Origin of the sequence: Vibrio sp. 10N.247.310.24 (assembly GCF_041467175.1) — a bacterium.
GTDB classification, from domain to species: domain Bacteria; phylum Pseudomonadota; class Gammaproteobacteria; order Enterobacterales; family Vibrionaceae; genus Vibrio; species Vibrio tasmaniensis_A.
The window spans coordinates 42,343-63,552 of record NZ_JBFSUD010000002.1 but is presented as its reverse complement, the minus strand read 5'-3'; the positions used below and the strand labels follow the sequence as shown (position 1 = coordinate 63,552).

Below are 21,210 nucleotides of genomic sequence, written 5' to 3'. Positions count from 1 at the left end.
ACAAAGATCACAGTTGATAATGATTTCCATTATCATTATGGTAAGTCCTCTAATTAAGGAGGATTTACCATGTCACACTCTTTTCCTGCTCTACCCTACGCCTACGACGCCCTAGAACCTTACATTGACGCTAAGACGATGGAAGTGCACTACAGCAAGCACCATAGAACCTACTACGATAAGTTTGTTGCGGCGATTTCTGGCAGTGAACTTGAGCAGCAATCTCTGACCGAGATCTTCGCTAACATCTCTCAGCACAGCCCTGCCGTTCGCAACAATGGCGGCGGTTACTACAACCATATTTTATATTGGAACTGCATGGCTCAAGATGGCGGGGGTGAACCAGCAGGTAAACTTGGCGACGCGATCCAAAGTACTTTCGGAGATTTCGAGACGTTCCAAGATCAGTTCGCTCAAGCGGCAATCAATACCTTCGGTTCAGGCTTTGCTTGGTTGGTAGTAGAAGAAGGACAACTGAAAATCATCTCGACCTCAAACCAAGACAACCCGTGGATGGATACCATCGCCAGCAACGGTGAGCCGATTCTTGCACTGGATGTCTGGGAACACGCCTACTACATCAGCTACCAAAACCGTCGCCCTGATTACATCAATGCATGGTGGAACGTGGTGAATTGGAATGCGGTTTCTGAAAACTACGCACAAGCACTCGCGAATAAAGCGTAAGCCAATGGTGGTGAACTGTACTCACTCAGCTTGCCACCGTATACTCTGGCTATCTTTGATTATTCTTGTGAACCAACATGTTTGATATCGCTCTATACGAACCTGAAATTGCGCCCAATACGGGTAACATCATCCGCCTATGTGCTAACTGCGGCGCAAACCTGCACCTGATTGAGCCGCTTGGCTTTGATTTTGAAGAGAAGAAAGTTCGTCGTGCTGGCTTGGATTACCACGATCTAGCGCGTGTTAAGCGTCACAAGAACCTAGAAGCCTTTCTTGAGTATCTAGAGAATGAACGCGAGGGTGACTTCCGCATCTTTGCTTGCACGACAAAGACCACAGGTCACCACGTGGATGCGAAATTCCAACAAGGTGATGTGTTGATGTTTGGCCCTGAGACACGTGGCCTGCCTGCAGAGTTCATCGAAAGCATGCCAATGGAACAACGCATTCGTATTCCAATGATGCCAGATGCGCGTAGCCTCAACCTATCTAACGCGGTTGCTATTATTGCATTCGAAGCGTGGCGACAAATGGGCTTTGAAGGCGCGGTATAACCGAACGCTCCTCCCCTGCTAGCAATAAAAAAGGCTCTTACCATTATCACTTTCTTGCGAAGGATAAAGGTAAGAGCCTTTTCTGTTTTCCCTCTATATAAAGAAGAGAGAAAAAACGGACTAGTTTAAGCGGTTACGATCGTTGTCATCGTCTTTCTTCTCAAACTCACCTTCAAAGGTGTTACCGTCTTTTGATTGATCTGATGGGTCGCGATTAAATGGGTCTTGTCCAAATGGACTCTGACCAAAACCAGCCTGTCCACCCGCATGGAAACCGCCAGACATATTGGTCACCACCATTTTTTCCATCATTTTCTTAGCAATCATCGCTCTTGGTGCTGGTAGCAATACCAACATACCGAGTGCGTCCGTCATAAAGCCAGGAGTCAGCAGCAATACACCAGCAACCGCAAGCATCACGCCTTCAAGAATCTGTTGTGCTGGCATTTCGCCTTGTTGTAATCGACCTTGCACAGACATAAGTGTTTGAATGCCTTGGCTACGAACAAGCGATGCACCAACAAATGCAGTAATCAAAACCAACGCAATAGTTGGCCACAATCCTAAGAAGCCACCAACTTGAATAAATAGCCCAATCTCAATGATGGGTACGAAGATAAAGAGTAATAATAAGATAGGAAACACACGCCCTCCTTTGTTACATCCAGTTTACGCTGAAAGCCCTATCAATCTCAAATTTATCCTGTAAATAAGCGTGTTTATTGACCGAGAATAACTTTGCAAAATATTGACGAAACAAAACCGAAAAAGGTGATCAACTTAATATTTTTATGCGCTAAGTACAGTATCATGTGCCACATAAGTCAGGACGGATTTATCAGCCCAATATTCTAGCGAACGGAGTATTTGCACACAGAATAGGCTAATAACTAACTATATAATCAGAATAATTCTCTAAGGATCCTGTTATGGCTAATCTATCAGAAGCTCAAGTTGAAGCTCCTCAAGCTACTCGTCTCGAAGAAGATCTACTAGGTCAACGTCATGTTCCGGCTGATGCTTACTACGGCATCCACACTCTACGCGCAGTTGAAAACTTCAACATCTCAAATGTAACGATCTCAGATGTACCTGAATTCGTTCGCGGTATGGTGATGACAAAGAAAGCAGCGGCTTTAGCAAACAAAGAGTTAGGTGTAATCCCAAGCGAAGTAGCTAAATACATCATCGAAGCTTGTGACCTCATTCTAGACACTGGCAAGTGCATGGATCAGTTCCCATCGGATGTATTCCAAGGTGGTGCTGGTACTTCTGTAAACATGAATGCTAACGAAGTTGTGGCAAACGTTGCACTTGAACTTATGGGCAAAGAAAAAGGCCAATATGAGTTCATCAACCCAAATGACCATGTAAACCGCAGCCAATCAACTAACTGTGCTTACCCTACGGGTTTCCGTATCTCTGTGTACAACAGCGTTCGTAAACTGATTGACGCTATCGAATACCTAAAAGGTGCATTCGAGCTTAAGAGCCAAGAATTCAACACAATCCTGAAGATGGGTCGTACTCAACTTCAAGATGCTGTTCCAATGACGGTTGGCCAAGAGTTCCACGCTTGGGCTGTAACCATCAATGAAGAAATCAAAAACCTAGAATACACTTCAAAGCTATTGCTTGAAGTTAACCTAGGCGCAACGGCTATCGGTACAGGTCTGAATGCAGCACCGGGTTACCAAGGCCTAGCAGTTAAACACCTAGCGGAAGTAACTGGCCTAGAGTGTGTAGCGGCTGAAGATCTTATCGAAGCAACATCTGACTGTGGCGCATACGTAATGACGCACGGTGCACTTAAGCGCCTAGCGGTTAAACTGTCTAAGATTTGTAACGACTTACGTCTTCTTTCTTCAGGCCCACGCACTGGCTTTAACGAACTAAACCTACCTGAACTGCAAGCAGGCTCTTCAATCATGCCAGCTAAAGTAAACCCAGTAGTGCCTGAAGTAGTAAACCAAGTTTGCTTTAAAGTTTTAGGTAACGACAACACGGTTTCTTTCGCTGCAGAAGGCGGTCAGCTTCAACTGAACGTAATGGAACCTGTTATCGCACAAAGCATGTTTGAGTCTCTAGACATTCTAACAAACGCATGTGTGAACCTACGCGACAAGTGTGTAGACGGCATTACTGTGAACAAAGAAGTGTGTGAATCTCACGTATTTAACTCTATCGGTATCGTCACTTACCTAAACCCATACATTGGCCACCACGAGGGTGATGTTGTTGGTAAGATCTGTGCAGAAACAGGTAAAAGTGTTCGTGATGTGGTTCTAGAGCGCGGGTTATTAACCGAAGAAGAACTTGATGACATTTTCTCTGTTGAAAATTTGATGCATCCTCAGTATAAAGCAAAACGCTACGAATAACGTTAGCGAAAAAGGGCTCCAAACGGAGCCCTTTTTTAGGCTCCAATACGGTTAACCATGTTAATTTTGTGGGTTTCTGTTGGTTGCACTTTTGCGAAATAGAATCTAAACCATAGAACTATTATGTGAACATTCCAGCGGCGAATGTTCACATAATAAAATCTAAAATGAGGTGTTACTTATGATTGCAGTAGAACTATTTATCGTCCTGCTCTTTATCTTTTTGGGGGCCAGAATTGGCGGTATCGGTATTGGTTTTGCCGGTGGTGCTGGTGTTATTGCCCTTTCACTGATTCTTGGCGTTCCAACAAGCCAGTCTTTCATCCCGATCGACGTAATCTTGATCATCATGTCGGTTATCACCGCAATTGCTGCTATGCAGGTTGCGGGCGGTATGGACTGGTTGGTACAAATTGCAGAAAACTTTTTGCGTAAACACCCTGAACGCATCACCTTTTACGCGCCGATTGTGACCTTTGTAATGACACTAATGGCCGGTACTGGTCACACAGCATTCTCTACGCTTCCTGTAATCGCAGAAGTAGCGAAAGGCCAAGGTGTTCGTCCTTCTCGTCCACTGTCTATCGCAGTTGTCGCCTCTCAAATTGCTATCACAGCTTCGCCAATCTCGGCTGCCGTTGTCGCTTTCGCAGCAATGCTGGCACCCTTTGGTGTTGATTACCTAACGCTATTGATGGTTTGTATCCCAACAACCTTCATCGCTTGTATGGTTGGTGCGGTTGTTGCTAACTACATGGGTAGCGAACTGAAAGACGATCCTGTTTACCAAGAACGTCTAGAGAAAGGTCTAATCAAACTGGCGACAGAAGAGAAGCGTGAAATTCTACCAACAGCGAAGAGAGCAACGTACATCTTCCTAGCAGCGATTGGTTTCGTGGTTTGCTACGCAGCGGCTATCTCTAGCTCTGTTGGCCTAATTGAAAACCCAGCGCTTGGTCGTAACGAAGCGATCATGTCTGTGATGCTAGCAGCAGCAGCGGCTATCGTGATGTTCACTAAGATTGATGCTGCGAAGATTTCTTCAGCGCCAACATTCCGCTCTGGTATGACAGCGTGTGTTTGTGTACTTGGTGTAGCTTGGTTAGGTTCAACGTTTGTAAACGCACACGTTGCTGAGATCAAAGACGTAGCAGGTGCTCTACTGGCTGACTACCCATGGATGCTGGCTCTTGTTTTGTTCTTCGCTTCTATGCTGCTTTACTCTCAAGGCGCAACAACAGTTGCACTAATGCCAGCAGCTCTAGCGATTGGCGTAGCACCACTAACAGCCGTGGCTTCTTTTGCTGCAGTAAGTGCACTGTTCGTACTTCCAACTTACCCTACGCTACTGGCAGCGGTTGAGATGGATGACACAGGCTCAACGCGTATTGGTAAGTACGTATTTAATCACCCATTCTTCATTCCTGGTGTGGTAACAATCAGTACAGCGGTTGCACTCGGCTTCGCATTTGGCGGCCTATTCATCTAGTAATCACTAATGTTCTAAACTAAAAAAGGAAGCTTCGGCTTCCTTTTTTGTTTTCTGCTCAATGTGTTATTTGATACACGTCAAATAACCGTTATAAAATTCAAAAACCAACTAAAAATAAAGTTTGAATAAAATTCCAGGATTATTCAGTCCATTAATTAGGAATGCCTACCCAGTCAATCTCCCTTTGATTTACCGTCATCCCCATCGAATATTAATCCAAGCTAACTAACCAAAAAACCTTGCCAATTTTCTGCCATTTTCAGCCCTTTCATTAGCCATTATTTTTGTGAACAGCACCAAACTTAAATACTTACGTAAGGAATAAAATAACCGCAGCTAAATTAAATCTAACTTCATTTGGATTGGTAAATATAAAAACAACCTTAATTTAAAGTCAGCAACTTTATATCGTTGAGTGCTTTATAAGTGTCCGTGTATTTACAATCTATAAATCATTAGTCGCTAATTCACATCACTTCTATTTAAGATGATGTAAGGAGATAGCCATGACAACTCAAACGATACCAAGCGAGAAAAAAAAGGGCGGCTTCTTTGCCAACTTTAAATTTCCTTCTGCCTACACCATTCTATTTATTCTGATTGCGTTCGTCGCGCTGCTTACCTGGATTGTTCCAGCAGGCCAATACGACCGTGCAATGAATGAAGAGCTAGGCCGAGAAGTACCCGTAACCGGAACCTATCAAGCGGTAGAAGGTAACCCTCAAGGCGTGATTGATGTACTGCTAGCGCCTATTGATGGCTTCTACGACCACAATAGCTATGAAGCCGCGGCTATCGACGTTTCGCTGTTCATCTTAATCATTGGTGGCTTCTTAGGGCTAGTAACCAAAACGGGTGCCATTGATGCTGGCATCGAGCGCGTTACCGCCCGCTTAGAGGGGCGAGAAGAGTTGATGATACCGATACTGATGGCATTGTTTGCCGCTGGCGGTACCGTCTACGGCATGGCGGAAGAATCACTGCCATTCTATACATTACTAGTACCAGTAATGATGGCAGCTCGCTTTGACCCTCTAGTTGCGGCTGCGACGGTATTGCTTGGCGCGGGCATTGGGGTGCTAGGCTCTACCATTAACCCATTCGCGACCGTTATTGCTGCCAACGCCTCTGGTATTCCATTTACCGACGGTATCGCGCTGCGTATTGGAATGCTGATTATTGGTTGGGGTATCTGTGTCGCCTACGTCATGCACTACGCAAGAATGGTACAAGCCGATCCAACAACATCGATTGTTTACGACAAATACGAAGAGAACAAAGCGCACTTCCTTGGCAACGCAAGTGGTGAAAAACTGGAGTTCACCGCGACTCGCAAACTGATCCTGGCCATTTTTGGTGGCTCTTTCGCTGTCATGATTTACGGTGTATCCGTTGCTGGATGGTGGATGGCAGAGATCTCCGCGATGTTCTTAGCAGCGACTATTATTGTCGGTATTGTGTCTCGCATGAGCGAGGAAGAGTTCACAACTAGCTTCATTGACGGTGCTCGAGACCTACTGGGCGTTGCGCTTATCATAGGTATCGCACGTGGTATCGTAGTCGTAATGGACCGCGGTATGATCACCGACACTATTCTTTTCTCAGCAGAACAAATGGTGACTGGCCTTTCTTCAGTTGTCTTCATTAACGTGATGTTCTTCTTAGAAATTCTACTGTCATTCTTAGTACCTTCGACCTCTGGTCTAGCAGTGCTGACTATGCCAATCATGGCGCCATTAGCCGATTTTGCTGGCGTAGGTCGTGACCTTGTTATCACCGCTTACCAATCTGCATCTGGCTTGGTCAACTTAATCACTCCAACCTCTGCAGTGGTAATGGGCGGCTTGGCGATTGCTCGTGTCCCTTACGTGCGCTGGGTTAAATGGGTGATGCCATTAATCGGAATCTTGATGGTGTTCTGCATCGTTGTACTAAGTATTGGTGCGCTTATCTAAAACCTACACACCACCTTCTCGTTCAAAGCCGCTTTCTTAGCGGCTTTTTTATTGCTATCTCCCTCAGAGCCAGTCCCCAAAACAACCTCACGAGCTGCACACACTCTATTTTAAGCCTCTCTATAGCCAACCTCATCAGCCAACCTTAAACAACCCAAGGACACCTTCGACAAAGCGTAAATCAACGTTTTAATATTGATGTTAAGGCTAATAAAAAATAATCCATCCCTCTCCATTATGTTTATAAAGATATTTAGTCATTTATTAACGTTAATTATATTTAAAGTTATTCACCTTGTAATAACCAAAGGGGAAATAAAAGCTATTTTTTTAGAAAACTGGCTTAAAAAAACCAATTATAAAGTGTGACCACAACAGCTTTATTCGCATTTATTTTGTTAATAAATAATTAATTTCACATCCAAAATTAAATATCTAAATAGAAACTTTGCATACTTCCAAGCTAAGTACATTCTTATCAATAAAACTATTATGCATATAATCCCTAACAATTTTGATTCTAGGAAGGTTCATCAAAAAAGCGTGCATAAAGTTCCCTAACAGCTAACTATTTAGAATGTAATCGTCATGACTAAAAGTGCATAAAGTTTGTTAAAACCCTTAATTTTAAAGGGCTGCGGGATAAAAAACGATTTGTGATAGATCTCTAAGAATACCTGAGTAGCAGGCGTAATATTAATTCCAGACAAGAGATATGAATAAAATAATTCATTATTCTCCACTGAAAATAAATAATTACTCTTAGCGATAAAAGTAATTCAAATATATAAGAGAGAGACGATCATGAGTAAGTTCTATGTAGGTTCTGAAATAGGTCAATTGCGCCGTGTTCTAGTTCACCGCCCAAGACGCGCACTGACTCACCTAACACCCTCTAACTGTCACGATTTACTATTTGATGACGTACTGGCTGTTGAGCGCGCAGGTAAAGAGCATGACGCATTTACTAAAACGCTACGTGATCAGGGTGTTGAAGTTCTTCTTCTTACTGACCTACTAGCAGACACACTAGCAGTGCCAGAAGCGAAAGACTGGCTACTAAGCTGCCAGGTATCTGATTACCGTTTGGGTAAAACATTCGCTAATGATGTGCGCTGCTACTTGGGCGACTTACCAAACTTAGAGCTAGCAAAAATCCTAACGGGCGGTCTGTCTTACGCTGAAATGCCAATGAAATCATCTTCAATGATGCAAGGCATGCACGCACCAACTGACTTCATTATCGAACCTCTACCAAACCACCTATTTACTCGTGACACATCTTGCTGGGTATACGGTGGCGTATCTATCAACCCGATGGCGAAACCTGCTCGTCAACGTGAAACAAACCACGTTCGCGCTATTTACCGCTGGCACCCAACATTCGCAGGCGAAGACTTCATTAAATACTTCGGTGATGAAGAAAACATCAACTACGACAACTCAACAATCGAAGGTGGTGACGTTCTTGTTCTCGGCCGTGGCGCGGTTCTTATCGGTATGTCTGAGCGTACAACAGCACAAGGTGTTGAACACTTAGCGTCTAGCCTATTCAAACACGGTCAAGCGACACAAGTTATCGCAATGCAGCTACCAAAACACCGTTCTTGCATGCACTTAGACACCGTGATGACTCACATGAACGAAGATACGTTCTCTGTTTACCCTGAAGTGGTAAGTAAAGACGTGCAGTGCTGGAACCTAACTGGCGATGAGTCAGGCGCAGTGAAAGTGAAAGAAGAAGGCTACTTCGTAACAGCTATCGAGAAAGCACTTGGCGTAGACAAGCTAAACCTAATCACAACGGGTGGCGACAACTTCCATGCAGAACGTGAGCAGTGGAACGATGCAAACAACGTTCTAACGGTTAAACCTGGCGTTGTTATTGGCTACGAAGGCAACACATACACCAACGAAAAATACGACAAAGCAGGCATCACGGTTCTTCCGATTCCAGGAGACGAACTTGGTCGCGGTCGCGGTGGTGCACGCTGCATGAGCTGCCCAATTGAGCGTGATGGTATCTAATCACTAAGACGAAACGGCCAAGTTGAACGACCTTAAATAATCTCAACTTGGCCAAAATGAGAGAACACAATTATGACTAAGCAAACTGTTGTTGTTGCACTCGGCGGTAATGCCCTACTTCGTCGCGGTGAGCCGTTAGAAGCCGATGTTCAACGCCGTAATATTGAAACGGCTGTTAAAACCATCTCTGAAATCGCGAAAGTGTACAACGTGGTTCTAGTGCACGGTAATGGTCCACAAGTTGGCTTACTTGCTCTGCAAGGTTTGGAGTACAAAAAAGTAAACCCGTATCCATTGGATGTATTGGGCAGTGAGACTCAAGGCATGATCGGCTACATGCTGATGCAAGAGTTCAAAAACTACCTGCCTGACCGCAACATCTCATGCATGTTGACGCAAATGACCGTTGATCCAAACGATCCTGCATTCGCAGATCCAACTAAGCCAATTGGCCCGATCTACGAAGAAGCAGAAGCGCGTGAGTTAGCGGAGAAATTCCACTGGATCGTAAAACCAGACGGTCAACATTTCCGTCGAGTAGTGCCAAGCCCACGCCCTACTGGCATTGTTGAACACGAAGCGATCACTCAACTTATCGATGCAGGTCACCTCGTAATTTGTACTGGCGGTGGTGGCATCCCAGTGAAAAAAGAAAATGGCAAATTAGTCGGCGTTGAAGCGGTTATCGACAAAGACATGTCAGCGGCTTTCTTGGCGAAACAATTGGATGCGGATGCACTACTTATTCTGACCGATGCTGACGCTGTTTATCTTGATTGGGGCAAACCGACTCAACACGCACTGCGCAGTACTACACCAAGTGAATTGGCGAAGTTTACATTTGATGCAGGCTCAATGGGGCCAAAAATTGAAGCATCGTGCGAGTTCATTCAGCAAGGCGGCAAAGTAGTGGGTATCGGCGCACTCGAAGATGGTTTGCAAATCCTGCAAGGCCAAGCGGGCACCAATATCACCAAAGGTTAATGCACTAGCGAGCTTTATCATCTTGAAAAACTTAAAGCTTGAGAACCTTAAGTCTTGAAAGCTTTTAAAGCTTGCGAAAACAGATTAAACGAAACAAACAAAACCGAACAACTTTAACTAAAAATTGAATCGCGCTTTCTTGAATTTTATTTCCCTGTAACAAGGAAGCGCCTAAATCTAAGAAGGAATACATCATGGCTTTTAACCTACGCAATCGTAACTTCCTAAAACTACTAGATTTCACTCCACGCGAAATTCAACACTTGTTAGATCTTTCTATGGAGCTAAAAAAAGCGAAGTACAACGGTTACGAACAGCCAACACTGACTGGCAAAAACATTGCGCTTATCTTTGAAAAAACCTCAACTCGTACTCGCTGTGCATTCGAAGTAGCAGCATTCGACCAAGGTGCTCGAGTTTCTTACTTAGGCCCATCTGGCTCTCAAATTGGCCACAAAGAATCAATGAAAGACACCGCTCGCGTTCTAGGCCGTATGTACGATGGCATCGAATACCGCGGCTTTGGTCAAGAAATCGTTGAAGAGCTAGGCGCTTACGCTGGCGTTCCTGTGTGGAATGGCCTGACTGACGAATTCCACCCAACACAAATCCTAGCTGACTTCCTAACTATGACGGAATACGGCCGTGGCAAGCAATTGCATGAAATCAAGTTTGCTTACCTAGGTGATGCTCGCAACAACATGGGTAACTCTCTAATGGTTGGCGCTGCGAAAATGGGCATGGACATTCGCCTTGTTGCTCCAAAGCAGTTCTGGCCAGAAGAAGAGCTATTAGCTCAATGTCGTGAAATCGCAGAACACACTGGCGGCAAAATCACGCTAACAGAAGATGTTCAAGAAGGCGTGCAAGGTTGTGACTTCCTATACACCGACGTTTGGGTATCAATGGGCGAAGCGAAAGAAGCATGGGCTGAGCGTATCAACCTAATGATGCCTTACCAAGTCAACATGGACATGATCAAAGCAACAGGCAATCCACATGTGAAATTCATGCACTGCCTACCTGCTTTCCACGGCGAAGATACCACAGTAGGCAAACAGCTTGCTGCTGAATATCCTCAGCTTAAAGATGGCGTAGAAGTGACGGATGAAGTGGTTGAGTCTGAATACTCTATCGTGTTCGATGAAGCAGAAAACCGCATGCACACCATCAAAGCAGTAATGGTTGCGACATTAGGCAGCTAATTACCTAAGAAACTAAGAAACTAAGAAACTAAACAGTTAAGACGTTAAAAATTAAGAAGCTAGGCACTCACTTGTTCGAAATACGTTGATAAGTTAAGTGCAATGACAGGGAAATGCGGGTGGCGTTCTTGGGATTTTGACCTTGAATAAAACTCGCATTTTTTTTCATGCGGTTGAAGAGATAATTTCCTGGAAAACCCTGTAAGTCTCAGCCCCAACAAAGACTTAAATGGGAGTTTAAAATGGACGTAATCTCGCATAAAAATCCATTAAATGAATACTTTACAGAAAGTATTGCATGGCCTTTTTATCTGAGTATAATCCTCCGCAATTTGTCTTAAGAGAGCAAAAAATGAACCGCAATTTTTTCGCACATGATTGTCAGCCAATACGCCTTAGAACGGCGTTGGTGTCATTTTTATTTTGCTCTATTGATCATTTCGAAGCCTCCTATTTTTAGGGGGCTTTTTTTTGTCCGCAATTTGACTGTATGCATAGAAAAAGGAAGACCCGTTATGGCGCATTCGTTATTTAACAAGCACATCATCTCCATTCCAGAGCTATCTCGTGATGAACTGGAGCTTATCGTCGATACTGCAGCAAGACTCAAAGCAGAACCAAACCCTGAGCTGCTGAAAAATAAAGTCGTTGCGAGCTGCTTCTTTGAGCCTTCAACTCGAACTCGCCTCTCATTTGAAACCGCAGTTCAACGCCTTGGCGGCACAGTCATCGGCTTTGATAATGGCGGCAACACATCGCTGGCGAAAAAAGGCGAAACACTTGCCGATTCCGTTCAAGTGATTTCATCTTACGTGGATGCCTTTGTGATGCGTCACCCACAAGAAGGCGCGGCGCGCTTAGCGTCTGAATTTTCTAACGGTGTGCCAATTGTGAATGGTGGCGACGGTGCAAACCAACACCCAACGCAAACCTTATTGGATCTGTTCTCGATTTACGAAACGCAAGGCACGCTCGATAACCTCAATGTGGCTTTCGTCGGCGACCTAAAATATGGCCGTACCGTACACTCTTTGACGCAAGCACTATCAAAATTCAATAACGTGCGTTTCTTCTTTATCGCGCCAGAAGTGTTAGCGATGCCTGATTACATCTGTGAAGAATTGGAAGAGATGGGCATCCAATACAGCACCCACAGCAGCATTGAAGAAGTGGTGCCTGAATTGGATGTCCTGTACATGACTCGCGTACAGAAAGAGCGCTTTGATGCGTCAGAATACGCGCACATGAAGTCGGCTTACATTCTAACGGCCGATACCTTGAAAGATGCACGCCAGAACATGAAGGTGCTTCACCCATTACCACGCGTCGATGAAATCACAACCGACGTAGATAAAACGCCACACGCTTACTACTTTGAACAAGCTGAAAACGGTGTATACGCTCGCGAAGCCCTATTGGCCCTAGTTCTTAACGACACTTTATAAGCAGGAGAAACAGTCATGGTTAAACAAACTCAGCTACAAGTAGAAGCGATCCGTAACGGCAGCGTGATTGACCACATCCCTGCTCATCTTGGTATCAAAATCCTCAAACTGTTTAAGCTACACAAAACAGAACAACGCATCACCATGGGGTTGAATCTGCCATCATCTGCGCTTGGTCATAAAGATCTGATCAAGATTGAGAACATCTTTCTGACCAAGGAACAAGCCAACCAATTGGCTCTGTATGCGCCGCAAGCGACGGTAAATCAGATTGAAGAGTACAAGGTGGTTAATAAGCTAACATTAGTACTGCCAGACCAAAACAACAGTGTGTACTCTTGCCCGAATAGCAACTGTATTTCGCACGGTGAACCCGTTGAAAGTAGCTTTAAAGTGCAGCTAAAACACGAAAACGTCCAACTAAAATGTCACTATTGTGAAAAAGTATTCTCTCGCGAGATCATGAGTGAAATCCGCTAGCCCTTAGCGCTCTTACCTTCGTAAAAGAAACCGCTCAAACTACATGGATATTTATTCCTAACCCGGAATAAATATCCACTTACCTAAAGAATAAAACTCCACAAAAAAAGCAAATAACCAGAATTTTGTTTGGTGATCACCTTCAAAAAGATAACTATTCTTTAGTGGTAGACTGGATGAATAGAAGATCATACATCACGCATACCCTTCCTATTTATTTCGGGATTCATCGGTAAGCCCTAATTAACAATCGTACTCTACGGCTTTGGGAGTGCGTTCTGCGCTATGGACAAGCGATATCAACACGTTGACCTTAAGGAGTTGTTCATGAACCAAATCACTGAGCACGGTTGCTTGTATTCAGCTGAAGATAAAACACTGACCGCAGCGTGCAAACGCTTACTACAACAGCAAAGCTTCTCGACCCAGAACCAGCTGCGAGAGAAACTCGTCGACATTGGTTATACAGGCATTAGCCAGTCGACTGTGTCTCGTATTTTGTCACAACTCGGTGTTGTCAAAATCCAGAACGCCTGTGGCAAAAAGGTTTACTGCATCACCGTAGAAAGCGCACCGGTACGTGTCGATGCGTCAATCTCATCACAAATCGAATTAATTACTCACAACCAAGCAATGGTGATCGTAAAAACAAACCCTGGTTGCGCACAGTTGGTCGCAAGATTGGTTGATATCGACCCACATACCGAGATTATCGGTACGGTTGGCGGCAATGACACGGTGTTAATTATTCCGAAAGACACCACGAATATAGATGCTTGCGAACAAGTAGTAAGAGCACGCTTAGGAGTGGCTTAAATGTCTTATTGGCAAAAGCTGACAACTCATGTTGAGCGACTGACACTCTCTCGACTGCCCCAGAAAATAGCCCACCCGCCTTAGGGGATATTTGTTTACCGATGAAACTAATCACAAACTATTACGGTCTGATTGAGTTAAGATACCTTCAACTCCATTTTGATGACTAAATAGTATGCGACGACTTGCCACATTACTTTTTGTTTGTGTTTCCCTGTTCACCCAGCCTGCGTGGGCGCTTTTTGGAAACGACAACGCCGAGCCAAGCTTCGGAGGCAATAACAACGGTTTTGTCCCTGTAGACCAAGCTTTCCCTTTCAATTACTACCAGCAAGACGGCAAGGTCCTTCTCGACTGGCAAGTAAAAGAGGGCTACTACCTCTATCAACATAGCCTCTCGTTCACTGGCCAAAATCTCACTATCGGCAATGTTGAAATGGAAAATGGCCAACCACACCAAGATGAATTCTTCGGTGAGGTGAGCATCTATACTCAGCCGTTATTCGTGCAAGTTCCTCTACAGAGTTACCAAGATGGCTCACAGCTTATCGTTAAGTATCAAGGCTGTGCAGATGCTGGTTTCTGTTACCCACCAGAGATCCGAGTAATCGACATTGAACCGTTTACTGCGACGAGTTCTGGGGATATGAAAAGCAGTGATGAGCAAAACAGTGGTGCTTTACAAGGTTCTTCTGATGCAGCTGGTGAAGCTGACAATTCAGTACAAGCCTCTTCTCCTACCACTGACGCAGCAAGCAATACCACTCAACAAACCAATGCTCCCGTTTCAAAAGAAGCAGGCTTAGCCGATAAGCTCGGTGACAGTTGGTGGACTCCATTATTATTCCTCGCACTCGGTGTGGGTTTAGCCTTTACGCCGTGTGTTCTGCCTATGTATCCGATTCTAACGGGTATTGTGCTAGGTGGCGGCAAGCTCAGCCAAGGTCGTGCGCTGATGCTGTCCTTCATCTACGTGCAAGGCATGGCGCTGACCTACACCTTATTGGGTTTAGTGGTTGCTTCAGCAGGCATGCAGTTCCAAGCTGCCATGCAGCATCCTTACGTATTAATCGCGCTGAGTGTTCTGTTCGTGGCATTAGCCATGTCGATGTTTGGCGTTTATAACCTGCAACTTCCAAGCAGTATCCAAACTTGGCTTAACAATCAAAGTAACAAACAGCAAGGCGGCAATACCTTGGGCGTGTTCGCGATGGGTGCTATCTCTGGCTTGGTGTGTTCACCTTGTACCACAGCTCCATTGTCAGGTGCGCTGCTGTATGTGGCTCAAAGTGGCGACCTATTAACGGGTGCGATTGCTCTGTATGCCTTAGCCATGGGTATGGGTATCCCGCTGATCTTGGTTGCGGTATTTGGTAATAAGCTTCTGCCGAAAGCAGGTAGCTGGATGGACAAGGTTAAGATCGTATTTGGCTTTATCTTGCTGGCAGCCCCTATCTTCCTACTAGAGCGTATTATCCCTGAATTATGGGCAACCGTGCTTTGGTCTGGGCTTGGTTTCATCGCCTTTGGTTGGCTTTACCACAGCAAGAATGCACTGCCATTCGGCGGCTGGAAGCAGAGCGCAGTGGGCATCATCGCGATGCTCGGCCTGTTCGCTTCAGCGCAACCTGCCTTAAATTACTGGTTTGCAGAGAAGAGCGTAACGGTAGAGCAACAGCATATCCAATTTGCGCGCGTCAACACGGTTGAAGAGTTAGAAATTCAGCTCATCGAAGCGAAGAAACTCGGCAAGCCAGTGATGCTCGATTTCTACGCCGATTGGTGTGTGGCATGTAAAGAGTTTGAGAAGTACACCTTCCACCAAGCTGATGTTGAGAACAAGCTTTCTGATTTCGTCCTGCTTCAGGCTGACGTAACGAGAAACATGCCTCAAGACATTGAACTACTTAAACAATTGCAGGTACTCGGCTTACCAACCATTGAGTTCTGGGACGGCAAGGGTAACCATGTTCCAAATGCTCGTGTGACGGGCTTTATGCCTGCCGATGTATTCTTAAAACACATGCAAGACCACCAGCTATAGCGACGACATTCGTCTAAATACAAGCACTAACGAAAGCCGCACCGCCCCTCCGTAACGAGATGGCTGTGCGGCTTTTTTGTTATTCAGAGTAACGCTTTCTTATTCTGGGGATAAAAGTCGATATGGTTCAGACTTTTAATGCATAAATATTGTCCACATACTCAATCAGGATGATAATAAATATTAACTAAATTGTTAAAAGTATGAACGTCATGGACTCGACCTATACCATCATCATTGCTGATGACCACCCTCTCTTTCGCAACGCCCTGTTTCAGTCAGTTCATATGGCTATCAGCGGTGCGAACCTGCTTGAGGCTGATTCTCTCGATGCCTTACTGACTCTACTAAAAAAAGAAGATGAACCAGACCTGTTACTTCTCGACCTTAAAATGCCGGGAGCAAACGGGATGTCGGGCTTAATTCAACTGCGTGCTGAATATCCAGATTTACCGATCGTGGTGATATCAGCCAGCGAGGATGCCAGCGTTGTCACTCAAGTGAAAAGCCACGGTGCGTTTGGTTTCATTCCTAAGTCGAGTGATATGCGTGAATTGGTCAGTGCACTGAATCAAGTGCTGAATGGCGACCCGTTCTTTCCTGAAGGGCTTATCACCAATAATGCAGCCTGTAGCGACCTTGCGGAAAAGCTTTCCACACTGACGCCTCAGCAATACAAGGTGTTAGGGATGCTTTCAGACGGCCTACTGAACAAGCAAATCGCCTATGAATTGAATGTTTCGGAAGCGACTATCAAGGCACATATGACAGCCATCTTCCGTAAACTGGATGTGAAAAACCGAACTCAAGCAGTTATCTTGCTACAAGAAGTCCACAACTAGGCTTCGCTTATATCCTCTTCTAAAGTCGTCTTTGGTAAACATAAACCCAACCTGACGACTTTATGATCATCTATCTCTGCAACCACCCAAGTAATGTCATGCCACACAAAACTATCGCCTAATACAGGGTGGGCACCAAGCTCTCGCTCAGCCAATTGTTTTAGCGTCATTTCTCGCTCTTCTTCCGAGCCCAGTTCAATGCCATAACAATCACTGACTGCTGCAACCGATAGTTCGACATCCAAGAAGAAATCACCAAAGAATCGAGCGGCCTCTTCAGCTAGAGGAGCCTCACTGAATAGCGCACTTAGGCTATCTAGGTCTTTATCTTGGCCAAGCACACAGAGAATATCGTTCGCCTCTAACACAGTGCTGCCCGATGGGTGAAGCAAAGCATCTTTTCTAAACAGCGCCGTAATTCGCGTCCCTTCAGGCATAGACAAACGCTTAAGCGGTTCACCAACACACCACTTTTCCTCTTTCAGCTTGTAGACAAACATCTCCCACTCACTGGTCGGATAAATCTCCATGCCGGTACGAGAAATCGGTGTCGGTGTCGGTGGTAAGGTCACCTGAGCCAACCTCGCAACTTTCATCAAGCTACCGCCCTGAACAATCAGCGAAACCATAACCACGAAGAAGGCGATGTTGAAGTAAAGTTGGGCATTTGGCAGGCCAGCCATCATCGGAAAAACCGCCAAAATGATCGGCACTGCACCACGTAAACCGACCCAAGAGACAAACCAGCGCTCCTTGGTGGTAAAGCTTCTGAACGGCAGCAAACCCAACCAAACCGACACTGGACGAGCAAACAAAATCATACCGAAAGCCAGTGCTAACGCAGGAAGTGCAATGTCCATTAAGGTCGATGGTGTCACCAATAAACCCAACACCAAGAACATCACGATCTGACTTAGCCACGTCATGCCATCAAGAACATTAAGGATAGAGTGTCGAGAACGCGTCGGACGATTACCAATGAACAGACCTACGAGGTAAATCGATAAGATGCCACTACCGCCAAGCATGTTAGAGAACGCAAACAGAGCCACGCCCCCACTGAGTACCAGAATGGAGTAAAGGCCATCAGCCAGTTGTACTCGATTGATTAAGCTCCATAGAACCCAGCCGCCGCCAATACCAACAAGAGTACCGATACCAAACTGCATCGCAAAACTTTGCAGTAGGAAGTTCATTCCCATCTCAGCGTCAGGGTTGCCTAACAGCGCAATTAAAGTCACCGTCAGGAAGACCGCCATTGGGTCGTTAGTGCCTGATTCGATCTCTAGAGTTGAACCCACACGCTCATTGAGACTCTGTCCTTTCAGCAAAGAGAATACCGCTGCCGCATCGGTTGAACCAACAATCGCCCCGACCAAGATGCCCTGCATTAATGACAAGTCAAACAGCCAAGCCGCCATTAATCCGGTTAAGGTTGCTGTACATGCGACACCTATCGTCGCCAGCGAGAGCGAAGGCCAGAAAGCGACCTTGAAGCTCGCCACCTTGGTTCGCATACCGCCATCCAACAGAATCACGGCAAGCGCAAGGTTACTCACCAAGTAGGTCAGTGAGTAATCATCGAAATGAATATTACCGGGTCCATCTTCACCCGCTAACATACCAACGAACAAAAAGATCAAAAGAATAGGAACGCCCAATCGAGAGGACACTTGTGAGAAAAGTACACTGATGGCGATGAGTACGGCACCAGTCAAGAATAAGTGGTTAATGGTTATTGCGTCCAATTCGTTCCCCCAAAGAATAAAATCCGAGCTTTAAGCCTGTTGATCTTTTGCCGTTTAGCAAGGCACGGTCGGTGAAAGTGCCGTAGTTACTATAACAAACTTATGTTTCGCTTCGTGTCATAAGCAGGGCTAAATACAGTTTCTCGGTCATTTAGTTGTTAAATTTTATGACTCGCACTCTAATTCATCCCTCTTTGTTAGACCTTTGGCTAATTTAACATCATTGCAACATCACGTTTTTCTATGGTTCTGTCTCCTAGCTCCCATATTTCAGTACATTAGCGCTAATGGCGTCCCGACTAAAGTTGCACAGATCCCTTGACTTATCCTTGCTACATTCTAAATCGTAACATTACGTTAACACGCTATTTTACAAAAACGGTTTCACAAAACGGTTTCTACGAAAACGGAATTAAAGGAGAAGGCAATGGCGTTCGAATCTACGGAACATGCTCAAGCCTACTGGAAGGAAAACTTGGGAATAATGGGAACACTACTCGCAGTCTGGTTTGTGGTGTCTTATGGCGCAGGCATCTTATTTGTGGATGTCCTAAATACCATTCAATTTGGCGGATTTAAGCTAGGTTTTTGGTTCGCTCAGCAAGGTTCAATTTATACCTTCGTGGCGTTGATATTTATTTACGTTGTTCGCATGAATAAGCTGGACAAAAAATACAACGTACAGGAAGACTAGAGGCTAGAACATGGATATTCAAACTTGGACGTTTATTCTCGTCGGTATTACTTTCGCAGTCTATATCGGCATCGCAATCTGGGCTCGTGCTGGAACAACGAGTGAATTCTACGTTGCTGGCGGCGGCGTACACCCAGTAGCAAACGGCATGGCAACAGCCGCTGACTGGATGTCGGCAGCATCATTCATCTCAATGGCAGGTATCATCTCATTCGTTGGTTACGACGGTGCGGTTTACCTAATGGGTTGGACAGGTGGTTATGTACTACTTGCGCTATGTTTAGCACCTTACCTACGTAAGTTCGGTCAGTTTACGGTTCCTGATTTCATCGGTGAACGTTACTACTCGAAAACAGCACGTATGGTAGCGGTATTCTGTGCAATCTTCGTATCATTTACGTACGTTGCAGGCCAGATGCGTGGTGTCGGCGTTGTATTCTCTCGTTTCCTAGAAGTTGATATTAACCTAGGCATCATCATTGGTATGGGTATTGTGTTCTTCTACGCAGTGCTTGGTGGCATGAAAGGCATCACTTATACGCAGGTAGCTCAATTCTGTGTCCTCATTTTCGCCTTCCTTGTTCCAGCAATCTTTACCTCAATCATGATGACGGGTAACCCACTTCCACAAGTTGGTATGGGCTCAACGCTATCAGGTACAGATGTATACTTACTTGATAAACTGGATGGACTAACAGAAGAACTCGGATTTACCGCCTATACCGAAGGTAACAAGAGCATGGTAGATGTATTCTTCATCTGTGCAGCTCTAATGGTAGGTACTGCCGGTCTTCCACACGTAATCATTCGTTTCTTCACGGTACCAAAAGTACGTGATGCTCGTATCTCAGCAGGTTGGGCACTACTGTTCATCTCATTGCTATACACAACAGCACCTGGCGTTGCAGCTTTCGCTCGTGTAAACATGATCGAAACGATTAACGGCCCAGACATGCAAGGTGTCGCAGCAGCAGAAGCACCAAGCTGGTACAAAAACTGGGAAAGCACAGGCCTAGTTGGTTGGGAAGATAAGAACGGCGATGGCAAAATGTTCTACTCGGGCGACGAACGCAACGAAATGAAGATTAACCGTGACATCATCGTACTGGCTTCTCCAGAACTAGCAAAACTACCAAACTGGGTTGTCGCACTGCTTGCAGCTGGTGGCTTAGCCGCAGCACTATCAACAGCCGCGGGTCTGCTATTGGTAATCTCAACGTCGATTTCACATGACTTGTTGAAGAAAGGCTTTAGACCAAACATGACCGACAAGCAGGAGCTGTTAGCCGCTCGTTTAGCTGCCATGATCGCGATTGTAGGTGCAGGTTACTTGGGTATTAACCCACCAGGCTTTGTAGCACAGGTAGTAGCGTTTGCCTTCGGCTTAGCCGCAGCATCCTTCTTCCCAGCGATCATCCTAGGTATCTTCTACAAGAAGATGAACAAGGAAGGCGCAATTGCAGGTATGTTGTCAGGTATTGCCTTCACAGCAAGCTACATCATCTACTTCAAGTTCATTAACCCAGCAGCAAGCACACCGGAAAACTGGTGGTTTGGTATCAGCCCAGAAGGCATCGGTACGCTAGGTATGTGTCTAAACTTCGTAGTATCAATTGCAGTGAACAAAGTGACCACTGAAGTTCCTGAAGATGTACAAGAGATGGTTGAGAACATTCGTTACCCGAAAGGTGCTGGTGAAGCTCACGACCACTAAGCACTACCACGAAACAAAGATGTTTAGCAAAAATGAATCAGTACTTACATTGTAGGGATTAGGTACTGACTCCAGAAAGCCGATACTTCATGTATCGGCTTTTTCTTTTCCTACTCACTTTATAAAAAGAGAAACAAA

General features: G+C 45.3%; 17 protein-coding genes. 15 read left to right on the top strand and 2 right to left on the bottom strand.

The features are described from left to right. The first annotated feature begins 69 nt into the window (after window positions 1–69). Window positions 70–687, top strand: coding sequence for a superoxide dismutase (locus AB6E08_RS00925; protein ID WP_012604973.1), 618 nt, complete (start codon window positions 70–72; stop codon window positions 685–687). Window positions 688–764: 77 nt separating this feature from the next. Continuing rightward, entirely contained in the window at window positions 765–1,244 is a 480-nt protein-coding gene (gene trmL / locus AB6E08_RS00920) for a tRNA (uridine(34)/cytosine(34)/5-carboxymethylaminomethyluridine(34)-2'-O)-methyltransferase TrmL (RefSeq protein ID WP_009844716.1), read from the top strand. A 120-nt stretch (window positions 1,245–1,364) separates the two neighbouring features. Here trmL and AB6E08_RS00915 read toward each other — a convergent pair whose 3' ends face one another. Further along, window positions 1,365–1,889 (bottom strand): FxsA family protein, encoded by a 525-nt coding sequence (locus AB6E08_RS00915; RefSeq protein ID WP_012604974.1) that lies wholly within the window; start codon window positions 1,887–1,889, stop codon window positions 1,365–1,367. Between the two features lie 284 nt (window positions 1,890–2,173). On the opposite strand from AB6E08_RS00915, the gene aspA reads away from it, so the two are divergent. From aspA to AB6E08_RS00860, 11 genes are all read left to right on the top strand, one after another. Beyond that, complete coding sequence (gene aspA / locus AB6E08_RS00910; protein ID WP_009844714.1) at window positions 2,174–3,625, top strand: aspartate ammonia-lyase; 1,452 nt, start codon at window positions 2,174–2,176, stop codon at window positions 3,623–3,625. 181 nt (window positions 3,626–3,806) lie between these two features. Beyond that, the gene (locus AB6E08_RS00905) at window positions 3,807–5,114 is read left to right on the top strand and encodes an anaerobic C4-dicarboxylate transporter (RefSeq protein WP_017101331.1); all 1,308 of its coding nucleotides are present in this window, start codon (window positions 3,807–3,809) and stop codon (window positions 5,112–5,114) included. 509 nt (window positions 5,115–5,623) lie between these two features. Beyond that, window positions 5,624–7,072, top strand: coding sequence for a YfcC family protein (locus AB6E08_RS00900; protein WP_017101330.1), 1,449 nt, complete (start codon window positions 5,624–5,626; stop codon window positions 7,070–7,072). An 804-nt stretch (window positions 7,073–7,876) separates the two neighbouring features. Next, window positions 7,877–9,100 (top strand): arginine deiminase, encoded by a 1,224-nt coding sequence (arcA, locus tag AB6E08_RS00895; RefSeq protein WP_009844709.1) that lies wholly within the window; start codon window positions 7,877–7,879, stop codon window positions 9,098–9,100. A gap of 72 nt (window positions 9,101–9,172) precedes the next feature. Continuing rightward, entirely contained in the window at window positions 9,173–10,084 is a 912-nt protein-coding gene (gene arcC / locus AB6E08_RS00890; protein WP_009844708.1) for a carbamate kinase, read from the top strand. Window positions 10,085–10,278: 194 nt separating this feature from the next. Next, window positions 10,279–11,289: an ornithine carbamoyltransferase gene (locus tag AB6E08_RS00885; RefSeq protein WP_009844707.1), complete on the top strand. Its 1,011-nt coding sequence runs from the start codon at window positions 10,279–10,281 to the stop codon at window positions 11,287–11,289. 515 nt (window positions 11,290–11,804) lie between these two features. After that, window positions 11,805–12,734 carry an aspartate carbamoyltransferase gene (pyrB, locus tag AB6E08_RS00880; RefSeq protein ID WP_004729720.1) on the top strand — a complete coding sequence of 310 codons (930 nt, stop codon included), beginning with the start codon at window positions 11,805–11,807 and terminating at the stop codon, window positions 12,732–12,734. A 15-nt stretch (window positions 12,735–12,749) separates the two neighbouring features. Then, window positions 12,750–13,214 carry an aspartate carbamoyltransferase regulatory subunit gene (pyrI, locus tag AB6E08_RS00875; RefSeq protein WP_371995663.1) on the top strand — a complete coding sequence of 155 codons (465 nt, stop codon included), beginning with the start codon at window positions 12,750–12,752 and terminating at the stop codon, window positions 13,212–13,214. 327 nt (window positions 13,215–13,541) lie between these two features. Continuing rightward, window positions 13,542–14,030, top strand: a complete 489-nt coding sequence (locus AB6E08_RS00870; protein WP_009844705.1) for an arginine repressor — start codon at window positions 13,542–13,544, stop codon at window positions 14,028–14,030. Window positions 14,031–14,205: 175 nt separating this feature from the next. Continuing rightward, a complete protein-coding gene (locus AB6E08_RS00865) occupies window positions 14,206–16,074 on the top strand; it encodes a protein-disulfide reductase DsbD (RefSeq protein WP_371995664.1) in 1,869 nt (622 codons plus the stop codon). 212 nt (window positions 16,075–16,286) lie between these two features. Continuing rightward, window positions 16,287–16,916: a response regulator transcription factor gene (locus AB6E08_RS00860; protein WP_012604978.1), complete on the top strand. Its 630-nt coding sequence runs from the start codon at window positions 16,287–16,289 to the stop codon at window positions 16,914–16,916. On the opposite strand, the gene AB6E08_RS00855 is transcribed toward AB6E08_RS00860, so the two are convergent. Beyond that, window positions 16,913–18,664 (bottom strand): potassium/proton antiporter, encoded by a 1,752-nt coding sequence (locus tag AB6E08_RS00855; protein WP_135384682.1) that lies wholly within the window; start codon window positions 18,662–18,664, stop codon window positions 16,913–16,915. The genes AB6E08_RS00860 and AB6E08_RS00855 overlap by 4 nt on opposite strands. Window positions 18,665–19,091: 427 nt before the next feature. Here AB6E08_RS00855 and AB6E08_RS00850 point away from each other — a divergent pair, with 427 nt between their 5' ends. Both AB6E08_RS00850 and AB6E08_RS00845 read left to right on the top strand, forming a co-directional pair. Further along, window positions 19,092–19,358 carry a DUF4212 domain-containing protein gene (locus tag AB6E08_RS00850; protein WP_009844701.1) on the top strand — a complete coding sequence of 89 codons (267 nt, stop codon included), beginning with the start codon at window positions 19,092–19,094 and terminating at the stop codon, window positions 19,356–19,358. A gap of 10 nt (window positions 19,359–19,368) precedes the next feature. Then, window positions 19,369–21,072, top strand: a complete 1,704-nt coding sequence (locus AB6E08_RS00845) for a sodium:solute symporter family protein (protein WP_017101050.1) — start codon at window positions 19,369–19,371, stop codon at window positions 21,070–21,072. Window positions 21,073–21,210: the final 138 nt, after the last annotated feature.

What these genes read in the sequence shown, in the direction of transcription:
- AB6E08_RS00925 (WP_012604973.1), top strand. Translation starts at nt 70, where the DNA reads ATGTCACACTCTTTTCCTGCTCTACCCTACGCCTACGACGCCCTAGAA.
- trmL (WP_009844716.1), top strand. Translation starts at nt 765, where the DNA reads ATGTTTGATATCGCTCTATACGAACCTGAAATTGCGCCCAATACGGGT.
- aspA (WP_009844714.1), top strand. Translation starts at nt 2,174, where the DNA reads ATGGCTAATCTATCAGAAGCTCAAGTTGAAGCTCCTCAAGCTACTCGT.
- AB6E08_RS00905 (WP_017101331.1), top strand. Translation starts at nt 3,807, where the DNA reads ATGATTGCAGTAGAACTATTTATCGTCCTGCTCTTTATCTTTTTGGGG.
- AB6E08_RS00900 (WP_017101330.1), top strand. Translation starts at nt 5,624, where the DNA reads ATGACAACTCAAACGATACCAAGCGAGAAAAAAAAGGGCGGCTTCTTT.
- arcA (WP_009844709.1), top strand. Translation starts at nt 7,877, where the DNA reads ATGAGTAAGTTCTATGTAGGTTCTGAAATAGGTCAATTGCGCCGTGTT.
- arcC (WP_009844708.1), top strand. Translation starts at nt 9,173, where the DNA reads ATGACTAAGCAAACTGTTGTTGTTGCACTCGGCGGTAATGCCCTACTT.
- AB6E08_RS00885 (WP_009844707.1), top strand. Translation starts at nt 10,279, where the DNA reads ATGGCTTTTAACCTACGCAATCGTAACTTCCTAAAACTACTAGATTTC.
- pyrB (WP_004729720.1), top strand. Translation starts at nt 11,805, where the DNA reads ATGGCGCATTCGTTATTTAACAAGCACATCATCTCCATTCCAGAGCTA.
- pyrI (WP_371995663.1), top strand. Translation starts at nt 12,750, where the DNA reads ATGGTTAAACAAACTCAGCTACAAGTAGAAGCGATCCGTAACGGCAGC.
- AB6E08_RS00870 (WP_009844705.1), top strand. Translation starts at nt 13,542, where the DNA reads ATGAACCAAATCACTGAGCACGGTTGCTTGTATTCAGCTGAAGATAAA.
- AB6E08_RS00865 (WP_371995664.1), top strand. Translation starts at nt 14,206, where the DNA reads ATGCGACGACTTGCCACATTACTTTTTGTTTGTGTTTCCCTGTTCACC.
- AB6E08_RS00860 (WP_012604978.1), top strand. Translation starts at nt 16,287, where the DNA reads ATGGACTCGACCTATACCATCATCATTGCTGATGACCACCCTCTCTTT.
- AB6E08_RS00850 (WP_009844701.1), top strand. Translation starts at nt 19,092, where the DNA reads ATGGCGTTCGAATCTACGGAACATGCTCAAGCCTACTGGAAGGAAAAC.
- AB6E08_RS00845 (WP_017101050.1), top strand. Translation starts at nt 19,369, where the DNA reads ATGGATATTCAAACTTGGACGTTTATTCTCGTCGGTATTACTTTCGCA.